At 69.1% G+C, this 14,867-nt stretch carries 13 protein-coding genes; 3 read left to right on the forward strand and 10 right to left on the reverse strand.

Translation table 11 applies throughout. From position 1 onward, the window contains the following. Nucleotides 1-216 precede the first annotated feature (216 nt). A complete protein-coding gene (gene ligA / locus DFJ67_RS22000) occupies nt 217-2,340 on the reverse strand; it encodes an NAD-dependent DNA ligase LigA (protein WP_239097546.1) in 2,124 nt (707 codons plus the stop codon). Between the two features lie 133 nt (nt 2,341-2,473). Then, nucleotides 2,474-2,710 (reverse strand): hypothetical protein, encoded by a 237-nt coding sequence (locus DFJ67_RS22005; RefSeq protein ID WP_147315565.1) that lies wholly within the window; start codon nt 2,708-2,710, stop codon nt 2,474-2,476. 83 nt (nt 2,711-2,793) lie between these two features. Between DFJ67_RS22005 and DFJ67_RS22010 the strand changes: the two genes are divergently transcribed. Further along, a complete protein-coding gene (locus DFJ67_RS22010) occupies nt 2,794-3,543 on the forward strand; it encodes an SDR family oxidoreductase (RefSeq protein WP_116069715.1) in 750 nt (249 codons plus the stop codon). A 33-nt stretch (nt 3,544-3,576) separates the two neighbouring features. Continuing rightward, entirely contained in the window at nt 3,577-4,752 is a 1,176-nt protein-coding gene (locus tag DFJ67_RS22015; protein WP_203784268.1) for an acyltransferase family protein, read from the forward strand. Here the strand turns inward: DFJ67_RS22015 and DFJ67_RS22020 are convergent. Genes DFJ67_RS22020 through DFJ67_RS22030 form a run of 3 tightly spaced genes read right to left on the reverse strand, consistent with a single transcriptional unit; the run spans nt 4,742 to nt 7,874 of the window. Next, nucleotides 4,742-5,650 carry a carbohydrate ABC transporter permease gene (locus tag DFJ67_RS22020; protein ID WP_116069717.1) on the reverse strand — a complete coding sequence of 303 codons (909 nt, stop codon included), beginning with the start codon at nt 5,648-5,650 and terminating at the stop codon, nt 4,742-4,744. The genes DFJ67_RS22015 and DFJ67_RS22020 overlap by 11 nt on opposite strands. Continuing rightward, the gene (locus DFJ67_RS22025) at nt 5,647-6,558 is read right to left on the reverse strand and encodes a carbohydrate ABC transporter permease (RefSeq protein WP_147315566.1); all 912 of its coding nucleotides are present in this window, start codon (nt 6,556-6,558) and stop codon (nt 5,647-5,649) included. Before DFJ67_RS22025 ends, DFJ67_RS22020 begins: the two co-directional genes overlap by 4 nt. Continuing rightward, a complete protein-coding gene (locus DFJ67_RS22030; protein WP_147315567.1) occupies nt 6,555-7,874 on the reverse strand; it encodes an ABC transporter substrate-binding protein in 1,320 nt (439 codons plus the stop codon). Before DFJ67_RS22030 ends, DFJ67_RS22025 begins: the two co-directional genes overlap by 4 nt. Before the next feature lie 173 nt (nt 7,875-8,047). Between DFJ67_RS22030 and DFJ67_RS22035 the strand changes: the two genes are divergently transcribed. Then, nucleotides 8,048-9,076, forward strand: coding sequence for a LacI family DNA-binding transcriptional regulator (locus DFJ67_RS22035; RefSeq protein ID WP_116069720.1), 1,029 nt, complete (start codon nt 8,048-8,050; stop codon nt 9,074-9,076). Nucleotides 9,077-9,082: 6 nt separating this feature from the next. On the opposite strand, the gene DFJ67_RS42800 is transcribed toward DFJ67_RS22035, so the two are convergent. From DFJ67_RS42800 to DFJ67_RS22060, 5 genes are read right to left on the reverse strand one after another with little or no spacing between them, the layout of a single operon-like run. Then, nucleotides 9,083-10,024, reverse strand: a complete 942-nt coding sequence (locus DFJ67_RS42800; RefSeq protein WP_170215929.1) for a zinc-binding dehydrogenase — start codon at nt 10,022-10,024, stop codon at nt 9,083-9,085. Continuing rightward, complete coding sequence (locus DFJ67_RS42805) at nt 10,021-12,012, reverse strand: hypothetical protein (RefSeq protein ID WP_170215930.1); 1,992 nt, start codon at nt 12,010-12,012, stop codon at nt 10,021-10,023. The genes DFJ67_RS42800 and DFJ67_RS42805 overlap by 4 nt, the downstream gene beginning before the upstream one ends. A 13-nt stretch (nt 12,013-12,025) precedes the next feature. Further along, on the reverse strand, nt 12,026-12,916 hold the full coding sequence (locus DFJ67_RS22050; protein WP_116069721.1) for a sugar phosphate isomerase/epimerase family protein: 891 nt from the start codon (nt 12,914-12,916) through the stop codon (nt 12,026-12,028). Next, entirely contained in the window at nt 12,913-13,647 is a 735-nt protein-coding gene (locus DFJ67_RS22055; protein ID WP_203784269.1) for a phytanoyl-CoA dioxygenase family protein, read from the reverse strand. The genes DFJ67_RS22050 and DFJ67_RS22055 overlap by 4 nt, the downstream gene beginning before the upstream one ends. Before the next feature lie 21 nt (nt 13,648-13,668). After that, nucleotides 13,669-14,745 carry a Gfo/Idh/MocA family protein gene (locus tag DFJ67_RS22060; RefSeq protein ID WP_203784271.1) on the reverse strand — a complete coding sequence of 359 codons (1,077 nt, stop codon included), beginning with the start codon at nt 14,743-14,745 and terminating at the stop codon, nt 13,669-13,671. Between the last annotated feature and the right edge of the window lie 122 nt (nt 14,746-14,867).

Here is a 14,867-nt window from a genome sequence, read left to right on the forward strand (position 1 = left end):
TAGCGACGCGCCGACATTGGAGGCTCCGGTCGGCCGGGTTGGAAGTCGGGGGGTTCGGTAGCCGGCAACGCCCGGGTCGCGCCGGGCAAAGGGCTTAGTGCGGGACAGCCGCACTTGCCGTCTCGAGTGGAGGTGCGCCCATTCGAATTCGGTGTTGTTCACCTGAGGGCCATTGGCCAACCCGGTGAGCGGGCGCGTCGTTACGCGGAGGGATTTCTAGAGAACTGCGGGCGCCGGCAAGGTTTCGGACAAGAGGGCTGCTACCTGGGCGGTGTCGCCGGAGTTGTGGGCCCCTAGGAGGTCGGCGAAGCGTTGCGCTGGCATTGTTGGGATGCCTAGGTCTTCGGCTTTGGCCGCCTTGGAGCCGGCGCCTTCGCCGACGACTACCAGGTCGGTGCGCTTTGAGACTGAGCTCGTGGATTTGCCGCCCAGGCGTTCGACTGCCTCGTTGCCCTCGTCACGGGTCAAGCCGGGGACCGCGCCGGTCACTACTACGGTCATCGGGGAGCCGTCGGGTTTGCGGAGGGGGGCTGTCGGAGCCGTCTCGGCATCCGCCGTTGGCGGCGCGGTGGGGTCGACGGGCTCGGTCATGTTGATGCCTCGGGCGATCAGTTTGTCGATCACTGGGCGGAGCTCGATCAGCTCGGACGCGATCGTTACCGCACGCTCTGGGCCTACGCCCTCGACCGTTTGTAGGTCTTCGACCGATGCGGCCAGTAGGGCATCCATGGTTTGGAAGTGGCGGGCCAGGCGGCGGGACATTGAGCGGCCGGTCATGCGCAGGCCCAGGCCGGTCAGCACGCGGGAGAAGGGCTGGGCCGCTGAGGCCTGGATGTTGGCGACCAGCTTGCCGGCTGAGACGTCGCCCATGCGGTCCAAGGGCTTGAGGGTGGCTACGTCTAGGTCGTAGAGGTCGGCGGGGTCGGTCACCAGGCCGGCGCGGACCAGTAGGTCGATGATTTTGTCGCCCAGGCCTTCGATGTCCATTGACGTGCGGGCCGTGTAGTAGGCCAATGATTCGTGGGCGCCGCAGGCGCGGCCGCGGGTGCAGCGCCAGCGTTTCTGGGAGCGGTCTATCTCGCCGCCGCAGCGGGGGCACTCGGCCGGTGGGGTGAAAGGCTCGGACGTCTCCGGGCGCTCGTCTAGTTTGGCGCCGGTCACCTCTGGGATGACGTCGCCGGCTCGGCGGACGAAGACTGTGTCGCCGGCGCGGACGTTGCGGCGGACCAGGTCGTCGAAATTGTGCAGGGTTGCCGAGGTGACCGTGACGCCGCTGATCTGGACCGGCTCCAGGACCGCCACCGGGGTGATCACGCCGGTGCGGCCGACCTGGACCTCGATGCGGAGCAGCGTCGTGGTGCGGGTGTCGGCCGGGAATTTGAAGGCGATGCCCCAGCGTGGGGCGCGGCTCGACGAGCCGGCCTCGTCACGGTCTGCCGCCAGGTCGGCCTTGACCACCGCGCCGTCGACGCCGAAGCCCAGCGTCAGGCGGTTGGCGTCGAGGGTTTCGATCGCGGCGATCACCTCGTCGATGGTCGCGCACAGGGGCATGCCGGCCGCCGAGCCCGCCGTCGTCACCACGCCCAGGGACGCCACATAAGCCATCGCGCCCGAGTGGGACAGGTGGGCCGCCGGGTCGAGGCCGTGGACCGCGTAGGCGAAGAACGACAGCGGTGCCGAATAGGCCCGGTCGACCGCCCGCAGGGTGCCCGCCGCCGCGCTGCGGGGGTGGGCGAACGGTGGCTCGCCGTGGCCCGTGCGCAACTCGTTGGCCAGCGCGAAGTCGGCCTCGGTCATGAAGACCTCGCCGCGGATCTCCAGGGTGACCGGCGAACCGAGCTGATGTGGCAGGCCGACGGCGCGGCGGGCCTGGCCGGTGACGTCTTCGCCGGCGCGGCCGTCACCGCGGGTGATCACCTGGGTCAGGGCGCCGTCGACGTAGCGGGCCGAGATCGCCAGGCCGTCGATCTTGGGTTCGACCGTGTAGCCGCCGGCGGGGCGGCCGAGGATGCGGTCGAGGCGGGCGGCCCACTTGCGCAGGCCGTTGGCGTCGAAGACGTTGTCGAGGCTGAGCATCGGCGTGGTGTGTGGCACGTCGCCGACCACCCCGCCGCCGGCGCCGACCACCTCGGTCGGCGACTCGGCGACCGTCCACTCCGGACGGGCGGCCTCGGTCGCCGCGACCCGCGCGATCAGGGCGTCATAGGTGGCGTCGTCCATCGCCAGCGTGGAACCCGAGTAGTAGTCACGGGCGGCCGCGCGGACCTGCTCGACCGCGGCCGTGTAGTCGGCCTGCGAGTCGAAGGCCGCGGCGTGCGCGGGATCGACGGTGGTGGACATCTGAGCCCCCATGATCAGCATCGGACGAACACCACGACCTTAGCCGCCGGGTACGACAGAACCGCGCAGCCGGCCCTCGTACGCCCGGAGTGCCCGCAGGAAATCGATCTTGCGGTAGCCGGCCCGGTGGACGTCACAGAGGTAGAGGTCGGGGTCCCACGAGCTGCCGGCGCACCGCCTCGACCACTTCGGCGGCGGCGTAGACGCTCACGCACGGTATCCCCACCTCGGCACACCAGCCCAGCACGCGGTCGATGTGCCCAGCGTCCTGGTTGCCGTCGGTGACGATCGCGATGTGCCGCGGCACGGCGGTCAACCCGCGTCGAAGCCGGCGCGCGTAGACCCGGTGCGCGACGTCCCGAATCGACATGATCATGCCGAATCAAACCACAACGACCCGGTTTCGCGGGTTCGGCAGGGGAAAATCAACGGCACAGATCAGGGGGTACGGACATGCGAGTGGCAGTCATCGGCGGCACGGGACTGGTCGGCCGGCACACGGTCGACGCCCTGCGGGCCGCCGGGCACGACCCGGTCGCCGTGTCGCGGCGCTCGGGCGTCGACGTCACGACCGGCAAGGGGCTCGACGAAGCGCTCGACGGGGTCGAGGCGGTGGTCGACGTGGCCAACACGGGGCTGACCGACCGGTCCGCGGCCGAGCGCTTCTTCGCCGCCGAGACCGAGAACGTGCTCGCCGCCGAGCAGCGGGCCGGCGTCGGCCACCACGTGCTGCTCTCGATCGTCGGCATCGACGACGTTGAGGGCAACGCGCACTACGCCGGCAAGCGGATCCAGCAGGCCATGGTCAGCGACGGCGCGATCCCGTGGACCATCGTCGCCTCGACCCAGTTCTACGACTTCCCGGCGATGGTCGCCGGCTGGACCCGGGACGGCGACCGGTCGATCGTCCCGCCGCTGCTGATGCGCCCGATCGCGGTTGTCGACGTGGCCGCTGTCCTGGCCGAAGTCGCGGTGGGCAAGCCGCTCGGCCGGCTGATCGAGATCGCCGGACCGGACACCCACGACCTGGTCGACATGGCCCGGCGCACGCTCGCCGCGCAGGGCGACCCGGTGCGGCTGGTCGCGAGTTGGCGCGACAGCCCGCTCGGCGTGGAGATGGCGGGCGAGGTGCTGCTGCCCGGCGACGACGCCCGCATCGGGTCGACGACGTTCGAAGAGTGGCTCGAGGGCCGAACGGGGTAGCCGGCACCGGCCGCCGGCCGGCATCCTGAACCCGTGACGGAGACGGCGCAACGGACCACAGTGGATGAGCGCCGGCCCGAGCTGGACGCCATCCGTACCCTCGTCGTGGTCGGTCTGGTGTTCTTCCACGCCGCCCTGGTGTTCGACGCGTCCGACGACTACTACGTCAAAAACGCCGAAACGACCGACGTCACCACGGTGTTGGCCGGCTTCGGGGTGCTCTGGGCGATGCCGGCCCTGTTCCTGATCGCGGGCTTCGGCTCGTGGCACTCGATGGCCCGCCGCGGCGCCGGCGGCTTCGTGCGCGAGCGGCTCCAACGGCTCGGCGTCCCGCTGCTCTTCGCGATCCTGACGTTCCTTCCGGTGCCGGTCTGGCTGCGGCTCAAGGCGGCCGACCCCGGCTACCACGAGAGCTACCTGCGCTTCCTGCCGAAGTTCTACGAGGTCCACCTCGACCTGTCAGATTTCCCGTTCGTCCTGCGAGGCGACTATTTCGAGACCGGCCACCTCTGGTTCGTCGTCCTCCTGCTGACCTTCTCGCTCCTCCTGGCGCCGATCGCCCGCTGGTTCCGGGGGGATCAAGGCCGAGCGGTCGCCCACCGCGGCGTCGTGCTGCTGCCCGCCCTCGCCACGTCGGCGATCTGCGCCTTCATCGGCATGGAGGAGCCGTTCGCCGGCTGGAGCCGCTGGGCCTATCTGCTCTTCTTCCTCTGCGGCTTCCTGCTCGGCTCCGACGAGCGCTTCCGGATCGCGATGCGCCGCGACGCCGTGCCGGCCGCGATCGCCGGAGTCGTGGTCTTCGCCGCGTGTGGGCCGGTGCTCCTGACGGCCGGCGACGATCCGTTCACCACGATGACCGCACACGCCATCGTCGCCCGAGCGCTGTTCGGCTTCGCCGGCTGGTGCGTGGTGGTGGCGATCCTCGGCCTGCTCGACCGGCGAAACCTGAGCCGCACCGGCAGGCGCGAGCCAGGGCGGCCCTACCGCTACCTCGCGGAGGGCGCCCTGCCCATCTACGTCCTGCACCAACCGATCGTGGTCGCCGTCGCCTACGGCGTGGTCGGCTGGCACGCTCCGATCATCGTCAAATATCTGGCGATCGTGGTGGCGTCGCTGGCCCTGACCCTGGCCGCCTACGAGGTTCTCGTCCGCCGCACCCGGGTCACCCGCTACCTGTTCGGGATGCGCCCCAAACGCGCTAGCCCTTGAGCCCGCTCATCGAGATGCCCTGGATGAACCTCCGCTGGAAGATCAGGAACACCACCACCATCGGCAGGGTGGCCACCACGGAACCGGCCATCAGCAGGTTCCACGACGTGCGGTTCTTGACCACGAACAGCGCCAACCCGAGCGGTGCCGTGTAGTGGTCGGAACTCGACACCACGATCAAGGGCCAGAGGAAGTCTTCCCAGGCGTACGTGAACGTGAAGATCGCGGTGGCCGCCAGCGCCGGCGCGCAGAGTGGCAGCACCACCTTCCAGAACACCCGGAACTCGCCGGCACCGTCGATCCGGGCCGCGTCGAGCAGTTCGTCGGGGATCGACATCATGTATTGCCGCAGCAGGAAGATGCCGAACGCGCTCACCGCGCCGGGCAGGATCAGCCCCCAGTAGGAGTCGAGGAAGCCGTGCCCGCCCTGGCCCATCACATCGTTGCCGCCGAAGAACGGCACGTGCTTGAGGACCAGGTAGTTGGGGATCAGGGTGACCTGCGGCGGCACCATCATGGTGGCCAGGAAGACCAGGAAGATGAGATTGCGACCGGGAAAACGGCGCTTCGCGAAGGTGTACGCCGCCAGCGAGTTGAAGAAGAGCTGGAGCGTCGTCACCGAGCCGGCCACGAACGCGCTGTTGAGGAACCAGCGCCAGGCGCCCTCGCTGCCCTGCGCGAGTTCACCGGCCTTGCCGATCCCGAAGAACCCCTTGTAGCCGTCGAGCGTCGGGTTCTTCGGAATCCACTGTGGCGGCCACGAGAAGATGTCGCCGACGTGCTGGAACGACGCCGAGACGAGCCACGCGAACGGTGCCAGGAACAGGATCGCGCCGGGCACCAGCACGACGTAGCAGAAACCGAGCCACACCCGGCGGCGCCAGATTGTTGCCGTCACACGTCAGCCCTCCGGTAGAGGCGGAGCTGGAGCGCGGTGAACACCAGCAACATCAGGAACAGCGCGTACGCCAGCGTGCTCGCGTACCCCATCTCGTAGAACTTGAAGGCGGCCTCGTAGATGTAATAGACCATCGTCGTGGTGCGGTTGAGCGGGCCACCGCTGGTCATGATGTAGATCTGGGTGAACACCTGGAACGAGCCGATGATGCCCATCACCATCAGGAACAGCGTCGACGGCCGGAGCATCGGCCAGGTGACATAGCGCAACCGGGCCCAGGCGCCGGCGCCGTCGATCCGGGCCGCCTCGTAGAGGTCGTTGGGTATCGCCTGGAGCGCCGCGAGGTAGACCACCATCGAGAAGCCGACGCTGGTCCAGACGCTCATCAGCACGACCGCCGGCATCGCGAGGTTCTTGTCGGAGAGCCACACCAGCGGTTCGGTGATCAGGTGCGTCTTGAGCAGGTAGTAGTTGAACAGCCCGAAGTCGCCGTTGTAGAGCCACTTCCAGATGATCGCGGCGACCACGAACGGGGTGACGGTGGGCAGGAAGTAGAGCGTGCGCAGCAGTCCCCGGCCGCGGATCGGCTGGTTGAGCAGCAGCGCCACGCACAGACCGACGAGCATGCCCAGCGGCACCGAGGCGCCGGTGAAGTAGGCGGTGTTGATGATCGACCGGCCGAAGTCCTTGTCGTGCACCAGATCCTGGTAGTTCTGGAGGCCGATGAACGGCTTCTCGGGCTCGAGGATGTTCCACTCGCGGAAGGTCAGGTAGAACGCGAACCCCAGCGCGAAGACGGTGAAGATGGAGAACAGGATGAGGCCGGGGGCGAGGAACCCGTACGCGGACCGCTCCCGCCACATTCTCTTGAGGACGCCGTTGCGGGCTCCTCGCCCCCGCGCGCTCACCTGATGATCTTCTCGGCTTCGGCGGCGGCGTTGTCGAGCGCCTGTGCCGCGGTCTGCTCGCCGTAGATGGCCTTCGCCAGTTCGGCGTTGATGGCTTCCTCGATCTTCGGCCAGTCGGGGTTGGCGACCACGTTGCTCACGCCGCACGGCATCGCCTCGGCGAAGCCCTTGAGGATCGGCTTGGTCGCGACCAGGTCGGGGGAGTCGAGCAGGCTGCTGATCGGGGGAAGGGTGGTGCCGGCCTTGGACTTGTAGGTCCACTGCGCGACGTTGTCGGGCTGGCTGAGGAACTCGATGAACTTCCAGGCCGCGTCGGCCTTCTTGCCCTGGCTGAACATGACCAGCGCGTCACCGGCGATCGTCGTGCCGCACCCCGCCGAGCCCTTCGGCAACGGCGCGACCGACCACTTGCCGTCGATCTGCGGGAACTCGTCGCCCAGCGTGCCGGCGAACCAGGAACCGGCGACATACATGCCGACCTGCCCGTTGGCGAACGCCTGGCGGCCGTCGTAGGAGTTGGAGTTGAGGTAGTCCTTCGGCGCGTACTGCGCCATCTTCACGTAGAACTCGGCCGCGCTCTTGGCCTCCGCCGAGTTGAAGAGCACCTGCTTGCCGTCGTCGGAGAGCAGCTTGCCGCCGGCCTGCCAGAGCCACGGATACCAGTAGTAGGCGGCCTCCGGCGAGCTGGCGAACATGGCGTTGCCGTAGGTGCGCTTGGCCGGGTTGGTCAGCTTCCTGGCCGCTTCCTCGTACTCCGGCCAGGTGGTCGGCGGCGCGCTGATGCCGGCGGCCTGGAACAGGTCGGTGCGGTAGAACAGCGCGGTCGACTCACCGTCGAACGGCAGGCCGTACATGCTGTTCTCGTAGGTCACGAAGGTCTTGAACGCCGGCACGTAGGCGTCGGCCTTCACGACCTCGGAGCGCTTGATGTAGTTGTCGAGGTTGACCAGCGCCTTCCGCGAGGCGAACTGGGCGGTGGTGCTCGCGTCGATGAACGCGACGTCGGGGGGATTGCCGCCGGCGACCTGGGCGGTGAGTTTCTCGTTGGCCTCTTCGGACGGGATGTTCTGCAGCTCGATCTTGATGTTCGGGTGCGCGGTCTGGAACTTGTCGACCAGCGTCTTCATGTCGGGCTCCGCGCCGACCCACGACGCGAACGAGATGGTCACGGGGGAGGTCGGCTCGGGAACCGGGCCTTCGCCGGCGCCCTTGTCGGTCGACGAGCCGCCACTCGTCGAGCAGGCGGCCAGCGCGAGCGCCGCGGTTGTCGTCGCCACCACCGTTGCCAGGGACCTACGGGACAGGCGATGCGTCATCGGATCAGCTCCCTAAGTCTTTATCGACGAATCACAGGCGTAACCCGCATGCAAATCGTTTGGCATACTGCGGCTAGGGTCATCGTCTGATCAGAAGTTGTCAAGAGATCCGGTGTAACGAACCGCTCGCACCGGCCGCTCGGAGAGAAGCCGCTTTGCTACCGTCTCCAGGCATGTCCGAGCCACCGCGCTCAACCGGGTCCGACGACACCCGGGTGACGCTGGTGCAGGTGGCCAAGCTGGCCGGAGTCAGCCCGACCACCGTCTCCCACGTGCTTTCCGGCAAGCGCTGGGTCGCCGAGTCGACGCAGGAGACGGTGCGCGAGGTCATCCGCCAGCTCGGCTACCGGCCCAACAACGTCGCGCGCAGCCTGCGCACCCGGCGGTCCAAAATGGTCGCGGTCGTGGTTCCCGACATCACCAACACCTTCTTCGCCGTGCTGACCCGTGGTCTGGCCGACGCGGTCGACGTCGCCGGCTACGGCACCTACGTCTGCAACACCGACGGGATACCGGAGCGCGAGGACGCTTTCCTGGCTGACGTGGTCGACCGTGGCGTCGACGGCGTCGTGATGGCCGCCGGCAACCTCACCGGCGACGTCGGCGCGGGCCCCGGCGGTCTGGGCGTGCCGGCCGTCCGCATCGGCGGCGCACCCGACGACGATCCGCACGTCGATGTCGTCGCGCCCGACGACGAGATCGGCTCGCACGCGGCGGTGCGCCACCTGATCGACCGTGGCGCGCGACGGATCGCCATCATCGAAGGCCCGCCCGCGACCGGGTCGACCCGCGACGACGGCTATCGCCGCGCCCTTGGCGAGAGCGGAATGCCCGTCGACCCCGACCTCATGGTGCGGGGCGACTGGACCCGCCCGGGCGGCCGGAAGGCGATGCGCACGCTGATGGCACTCGCGGATCGGCCGGACGCGGTCTTCTGCGCCAACGACCTGACCGCGATCGGTGCGATCGACGCCGCACACGAGTTGGGGCTGGCGGTGCCCGGCGACGTGGCCGTGGTGGGCTTCGACGACGTCGACGCCGCGACGATCGTCAACCCTCCACTCACGACGGTGCGCAACCCGGCCTACGAGACCGGCTACACCGCCGGCGAGCTGCTGCTCAGCCGGATCACCGGAAGTTACACCGGCGACGGCCGCACCGTCGTGCTGCCGTGCCCCCTGGTCGTGCGCGCCTCGGCCTGACGCGGGTCACATCGTCACCACCGCCTTCACGAAGCCGTCCGGCTTGGCCCGCGCCGTCTCGAACGCCGCGCCGATCCGCTCCAGCGGGAAGCGGTGCGAGACCAGCGGCGCCAGCGAGAGCCGGCCGGCGACCAGCAGCCGCATGCCCACCTCCATGCCGCGCATGATGACGGCGATGTCGCGGTAGTGCGCGTTGACGATGCCGAACGCCATCCAGTTCCAGTGCGCCAGGTCGATCCGCCGCGGCTCGCCCTGGTGGTAGCCGACCAGCACCACCTTCCCGCTCATCCGGGTGGTCTGCCCGACCACGTCGAGGGCGGCCTGGCTGCCGGTCGCCTCGAACGTGAGGTCGGCACCCCGGCCGCCGGTCGCGGCCGCCACGACCTCGGTCAGCGACTCCGACCGCACGTCGACGACCCGGGTCGCGCCGAGAGTGGCCGCCCGGGCCAGCGCGTCGGGCCGGGTGTCGGCGACGATGAGCTGCCGGGCCCCGCGCAGCGCGACCAGCGACTGCACCAGGTTGCCCATGAAGCCCGCCCCGATCAGCACCACGTCGTCGCCGAGCCGGACGTCGGCCTCCTCGACGGCGTTCACCGCGCAGGCGAGGGGTTCAGCGAGCGCCTCGTCGAGCGGCACGTCGCCGGCCGGAACGCAGTAGGCGCCCTGCACCGCGACGTACTCCGCGAAGCCGTGCGAGGTCACCCAGCAGCCGACCGGATCGCCGGCGGCGAGGCCGGTCACCGATGGGCCCACCTCGACGACGGTGCCGCTCACCTCGTGCCCGATGGAGCGGGGATAGTCGCCGCCGTCGCCGGCGAACGCCGCGTGCTCCGACGAGCAGACGCCACAGGCGGCTACCCGCACCAGCACCTCGTCGGGCGCCGGCACGGGCCGGTCGACCTCCTCGATCTCGAACCGGCCGGGACCGGTCAGCACCGCGATCCTCATCCAACCTCCCCGAACACGACGATGGTGTACGTACCGAGCCCGTCCAATGCCACCCGGTGGAAGCCGTCGGAGACCACGGCGGTGCGGGAGGTGACCGTGCCGTCGGAGGTGAAGACGGTCGCGGTCGGCGATCCGCCCGGGAGCCGGACCGACAGGGTCGCCGGGCCGGTCCGCCGCACCTCGTCGGCCGCCGGGTCGTAGCCGTAGTTGACCAGGTGCACCGCCACCGCCCCGCCCGCCAGCGCGGCCGTGTTGACCGCGACCGCGCCGGTGTCGGCTCCCGTGAGGGTGACCTGCCGGCCGCCCGGCAGAAGCGACTCCAGCCCGGTGTAGGCGTCGATCCGCACCACCCGCCCACCGCCGTCGGCATAGGCCGCGAGCGCCGCCTCCTGCGCGTCGGTCAGGTAGCCCACGCGCGGCAGGACCACCGTGCCGTAGCGGCTCAACGTCTCCACGGTGACCCGGTCGGGCGCGGTCCGTCCGTCGGAGAAGATCAGCACGTCGAACGGCACCGCCGCGCCGGCCAGCGCCTCGGTCACCTGCCGGTAGGGCACCACGACGCTCTCGTCGCGGGCGTTGACCAGGTTGTCGCTGACGTCGGCCTTGGCGATCAGCTCGCGATTGCTCTCCACGCCGTAGACGACCGCGACCTCGTTGACCGTGCGCCGGGCGAAGAGCCGCTCGTGGTCGGCCAGGAACGCCTGCGCCTGAGCGGCCACCTCGTGCGGTGCGTAGAAGGAGTCTTCGATGGTCGCGCCCATCCACGAGCCGTAGGGCACCGACATGTTGACCCCGAACGCCGCGGCCTCGAAGAGCGAGAGCCGGAACAGGTCGTAGCCGCGGCCCTCTTTCAACGACGCGACCAGCTCGGGCACCACGCCGCCGTAGGGGTTCTCGACGACGATGACGTCCTTGTCGCCGGCGAACCCGGCCACGTAGCGGAACCACTCCGGCTGCCGGAACGTGGTGTTGCGCATCTCGGTGACGATCAGGTCGACGTCGTCGACCAGGCCGAGATACTGCGGGTCCATGTTGAAGAAGTTGCCGGAGACCAGCACCTCGCGGCCGACCGACCGGCCGTAGTCCCGGGCGTACGTCGCGAGCTCCGCGAAGTGGGCCCGGATCGCGCCGAGCTGGTAGCGGTGGTACTCGGGGTACAGCGGCGTCTCGTCGAGCCGGCTCTTGAAGTCGAAGCCCTGCTCGAGAAGCCATTGTCCATAGTGGAAGTCGGCGCGACCCAGGTAATCACTGAAGCCTGCCATGCAGTCCCGGCAGAAGCAGCCGCCATACTGCAACGAGCCCAGCGGCAACTCGGTCTCGTCGAGCTGCACCCCGTCGACGCCGGCGTCGATCTGGATCTTGATGATCGCCTTCAGATACTCGCGCCAGACCGGGTTGTTGCGGTCCATGTAAAAGCACTGGTGCTCGCGGTCCGGGCACTCGACCCAGCGGGCGTGCAGCGCGGTCTGGTGGATGTCGCGGGCGCAGCACTCCTCGATCAGGTCGCTGACCGGCTCGCCGGCACTGTTGACCAGGCCGTCGGGGAAGTAGTCCTCGACCGGCTTCCACAGCTTCGGGTAGCGGTTCTGGCCGAACTCGCGCAGCCCCAGCCAGCCCCGCTTCCCGGCGCCGCGCAACTCGTTGATCGCGAGCACCTCGTCTTCGGCCTCGGACAGCTCGACCGGGAACTCCCAGCCCTGCGCCTCGAAGACGATGCCCAGCACCCGGATGCCGCGGGCCTGCGCGGCCGCGATGAACTCGCTGTCGTTGACGAAGCCGTAGAACCGGGACCGGGCGTCGACCGGGCCGAACGCCTCCTGCTCGAGGTAGGGCAGCAAGATCGAACCGCCGCCCAGCGAGGCCCAGACCAGCGTCGTGGCCCGGTAGTCGACCAGGTCGTCGATCATCCGCAGCCGGCGGGGCGGCAGGCTCGGGTGGTAGCAGTGCTGGCGGGGGAACCAGGCGTCGAAATACACGCCACGTTGCATCGCGAACTCCCGTCTAGACGATCAGGGGTGCCAGCGTGCGCTGGGCGATCACGAGACCTTGGCGGACCCGTTCGGGCGTGCCGGACCAGACCGGGTCCTCGTGCTCGACGGAGACATAGCCGTCGTAGCCGCCCTCGTAGAGCACGTCGACCAGGCGTCGCCAGTCGACCTCGCCGAGCCCCGGGATCCGGTAGCGCCACCAGCCGCTGGTCCACGGCGACGGCTTGTCGATCAGTTGGCCGAAGATCCCGTAGCCGTTGCGCGCGGCCGGGTCGATCTGGACGTCCTTGGCCTGCACGTGCTTGACCAGGCCAAGGTTGCCGGCCAGCGCGGTGACCGGGTCGATGCCGAGCCACACCAGGTGCGACGGGTCGAAGTTGAGGAAGAAGCCCAGCCCGCCCAGCCAGCGCCACAGCTCGGGGGAGTAGGCGAGGTTGGCCGGGTAACCGTCGGGGTGCCAGCCCTCCATCGGGCAGTTCTCCACGACGAAGACCACACCCCGCTGCGAGGCGTACGCCACGAGCGGCGGCAGCAGGTCTTCGGCGAGCCGCAGGTTCTCGGCGACCGTCCGGGTGATGTCGCGGCCGATGAACGTGCCGACCAGTGGGCAGCCCAGCGCCGCGGCCTGGTCGACACAGCGCCGCAGGTGGTCGTGGATCCGGTCGCGAAGCACGAGGTCGTGGTGCAGCAGGTTCTCGTAGTAGGCGACCGCAGACAGGGCCAGGCCGTGCCGGGCCAGCACGTCGCCGGTCGTCGCGTCGAGATGGCTCGCCTCCCACGGCCGCCCGGGATCGGCGGGCCACGCCGCCACTTCGAGCGCGGCGTAGCCCTGCCCGGCGGCCCACCCGGCGATCGCGTCGAGCGACTCGCCGGGCAGGCACGCGGTCAGGAAGCCGAGCTTCATCGAGGGTCGGGCTGGTAGGTGTTCCCGGCGCTGTCCCTGCCCCGGGCCAGCCAGATCTTCCAGCCGGCGTTGTCGGGCACGTCCAGCACCTTCACCGACGCCGGGAAGTAGCGCATCGTGTAGCCCGTACGCCGGATGTCACTGGTGTTGGGTTTGGCGCCGTGGATGATCCGTCCATCGTGGAGGGAGCACTGGCCGCGCTCCAGCTCGAAATAGACCGCCTTGCTCTCGTCGACGCCCGGAATCTCGGCGTGGAACGTCTGCACGGTCTTGTCGGTCGGCACATAGTCGGAGAACCCGTTGTGGTGCGTGCCCGGGATGACCCGCATGCAGCCGTTCTCCTGGTTGCTCGGGCCGAGCGCGAGCCAGACGGTGACGATCCGGTCATACTCCGAGAGCCGCCCGTTCCAGTACGCGCTGTCCTCGTGCCACGGCGTGGCCCGGCCGACCTTGGGGTCCTTCGAGATGAAGTGGCTGGTCCACAGTGCGATGTCGGGGCCGACCAGCGGCTCCACCAGGTCGAGCACGTCATCGGAGAGAAGGAAGTCGAGCAGCCGCGGGTCGCGGAAGTGCGGGGTGTCGAGCTCGTCGGAGAGCTTCGCGCCCTTCTCGGCGAGGTGCTCGTCGAAGATGCCCTCGAGCCGGTCGAGCTTCTCGGGAGCGAACAACGGTGAGCGGTTGAGGTAGTAGCCGTTCTCGCGGAAGAAGGCGACGTCCTGTTGGTCCAGCACGGTATGCACCTCCGGTGCGGATCAGGGGTTGGCGGCCATCGCCCGGATCAGCGCTGCGAACAGGTCGAGGTCTTCGACGAAGTCCTCCGGCCCGGTCTTCGGCTGGCCGCCGGTGGTGACCATCGTGTGGAAATACTCGAGTTCGTGCGTGTAGGGATCCTTGAGGTGCGGCCGGCTGACGGTGTGGTGCAGCCCGTCGCCGCGGGTCTCCTCGGTGATCAGCAGCGTCGGGAAATGCCGGACGTACGGAGTGTCGTACTGCACCCGCATGGTCGCGTACTCGCCGTACACCTCGATGTGCGCGTCGAACCGGAGTTGCTGGTCCACGCCGGTCTCGTAGGTGACCAGGTAGTCGTCGTACTCCAGCAGCGCCGTGATGAACTGCCCGTCGCGCCACTGCCGGGCCGCCAGCACGCCGCGCGGCCGGCCGAGCAACTCGCGCATCGCCGACAGGTCGTGACTGCCGAGGCCGCAGAGCAGCCGATAGGTCCCAGCGAGCACGTCCGGGACGTCGCCGAGCGCGTCGGCGACCAGGGCCCGCCCCTTGGCCCACCGTTCTTCGATCTTTTCCCGGGGTACGTCCTGCGGCCGGTCCACGAAGATCGTCTGGTCGATGATGAGCTGGTTGCGGCCGATGATGTCGTGCACCCGCGCGTAGTTGATCCGGCCGAGGTCGCGGATCCGCTCGGTGGCCTCGACGAAAGCCGGCGCGAACCGCCGCATGTAGCCGACCATGACGATCGCGCCCGAGCGGTCCCGGGCGGCCATGATCTGCTCGGCCTCCCGCGGGCTCAGGCACATCGGCTTCTCGACCAGCACGTGCACGCCCCGGTCGAGGGCCGCGACCACGGCCTCGGCGTGGTATTCGTCGCTGTTGAGCACCAGCACGCAGTCCAGCCGTTCCTGGTCGAGCATCTCGGCGACCTCGGCATACCGGTTGGCCACGCCGTACTGCCCGCCGATCCGCTCCAGCAGGCCCGGCGAGATGTCGCAGACGGCGGTGACCTCGAAGAGATCCGGCAGGGACCGGAGCACCGGTAGGTGCACGACCTGGGCGACCTCGCCGAGTCCGATGACGCCCATGGACAACCGAGTCACAGGGGGACTCCTTCTGTCGCGATGCAAAACGTTTTGCCAATCGGTGGCCGCAGCCTAACCACAGCAGTGCGGTGGGGGCAATGGGTCTTGTGAGGCAACCGTGAACGGTCGTAGAGTGCGCC

The organism is Asanoa ferruginea (assembly GCF_003387075.1).
Lineage (GTDB): Bacteria > Actinomycetota > Actinomycetes > Mycobacteriales > Micromonosporaceae > Asanoa > Asanoa ferruginea.

What these genes read in the sequence shown, in the direction of transcription:
- ligA (WP_239097546.1), bottom strand. Translation starts at nt 2,340, where the DNA reads ATGTCCACCACCGTCGATCCCGCGCACGCCGCGGCCTTCGACTCGCAG.
- DFJ67_RS22005 (WP_147315565.1), bottom strand. Translation starts at nt 2,710, where the DNA reads ATGTCGATTCGGGACGTCGCGCACCGGGTCTACGCGCGCCGGCTTCGA.
- DFJ67_RS22010 (WP_116069715.1), top strand. Translation starts at nt 2,794, where the DNA reads ATGCGAGTGGCAGTCATCGGCGGCACGGGACTGGTCGGCCGGCACACG.
- DFJ67_RS22030 (WP_147315567.1), bottom strand. Translation starts at nt 7,874, where the DNA reads ATGACGCATCGCCTGTCCCGTAGGTCCCTGGCAACGGTGGTGGCGACG.
- DFJ67_RS22035 (WP_116069720.1), top strand. Translation starts at nt 8,048, where the DNA reads ATGTCCGAGCCACCGCGCTCAACCGGGTCCGACGACACCCGGGTGACG.
- DFJ67_RS42800 (WP_170215929.1), bottom strand. Translation starts at nt 10,024, where the DNA reads ATGAGGATCGCGGTGCTGACCGGTCCCGGCCGGTTCGAGATCGAGGAG.
- DFJ67_RS42805 (WP_170215930.1), bottom strand. Translation starts at nt 12,012, where the DNA reads ATGCAACGTGGCGTGTATTTCGACGCCTGGTTCCCCCGCCAGCACTGC.
- DFJ67_RS22050 (WP_116069721.1), bottom strand. Translation starts at nt 12,916, where the DNA reads ATGAAGCTCGGCTTCCTGACCGCGTGCCTGCCCGGCGAGTCGCTCGAC.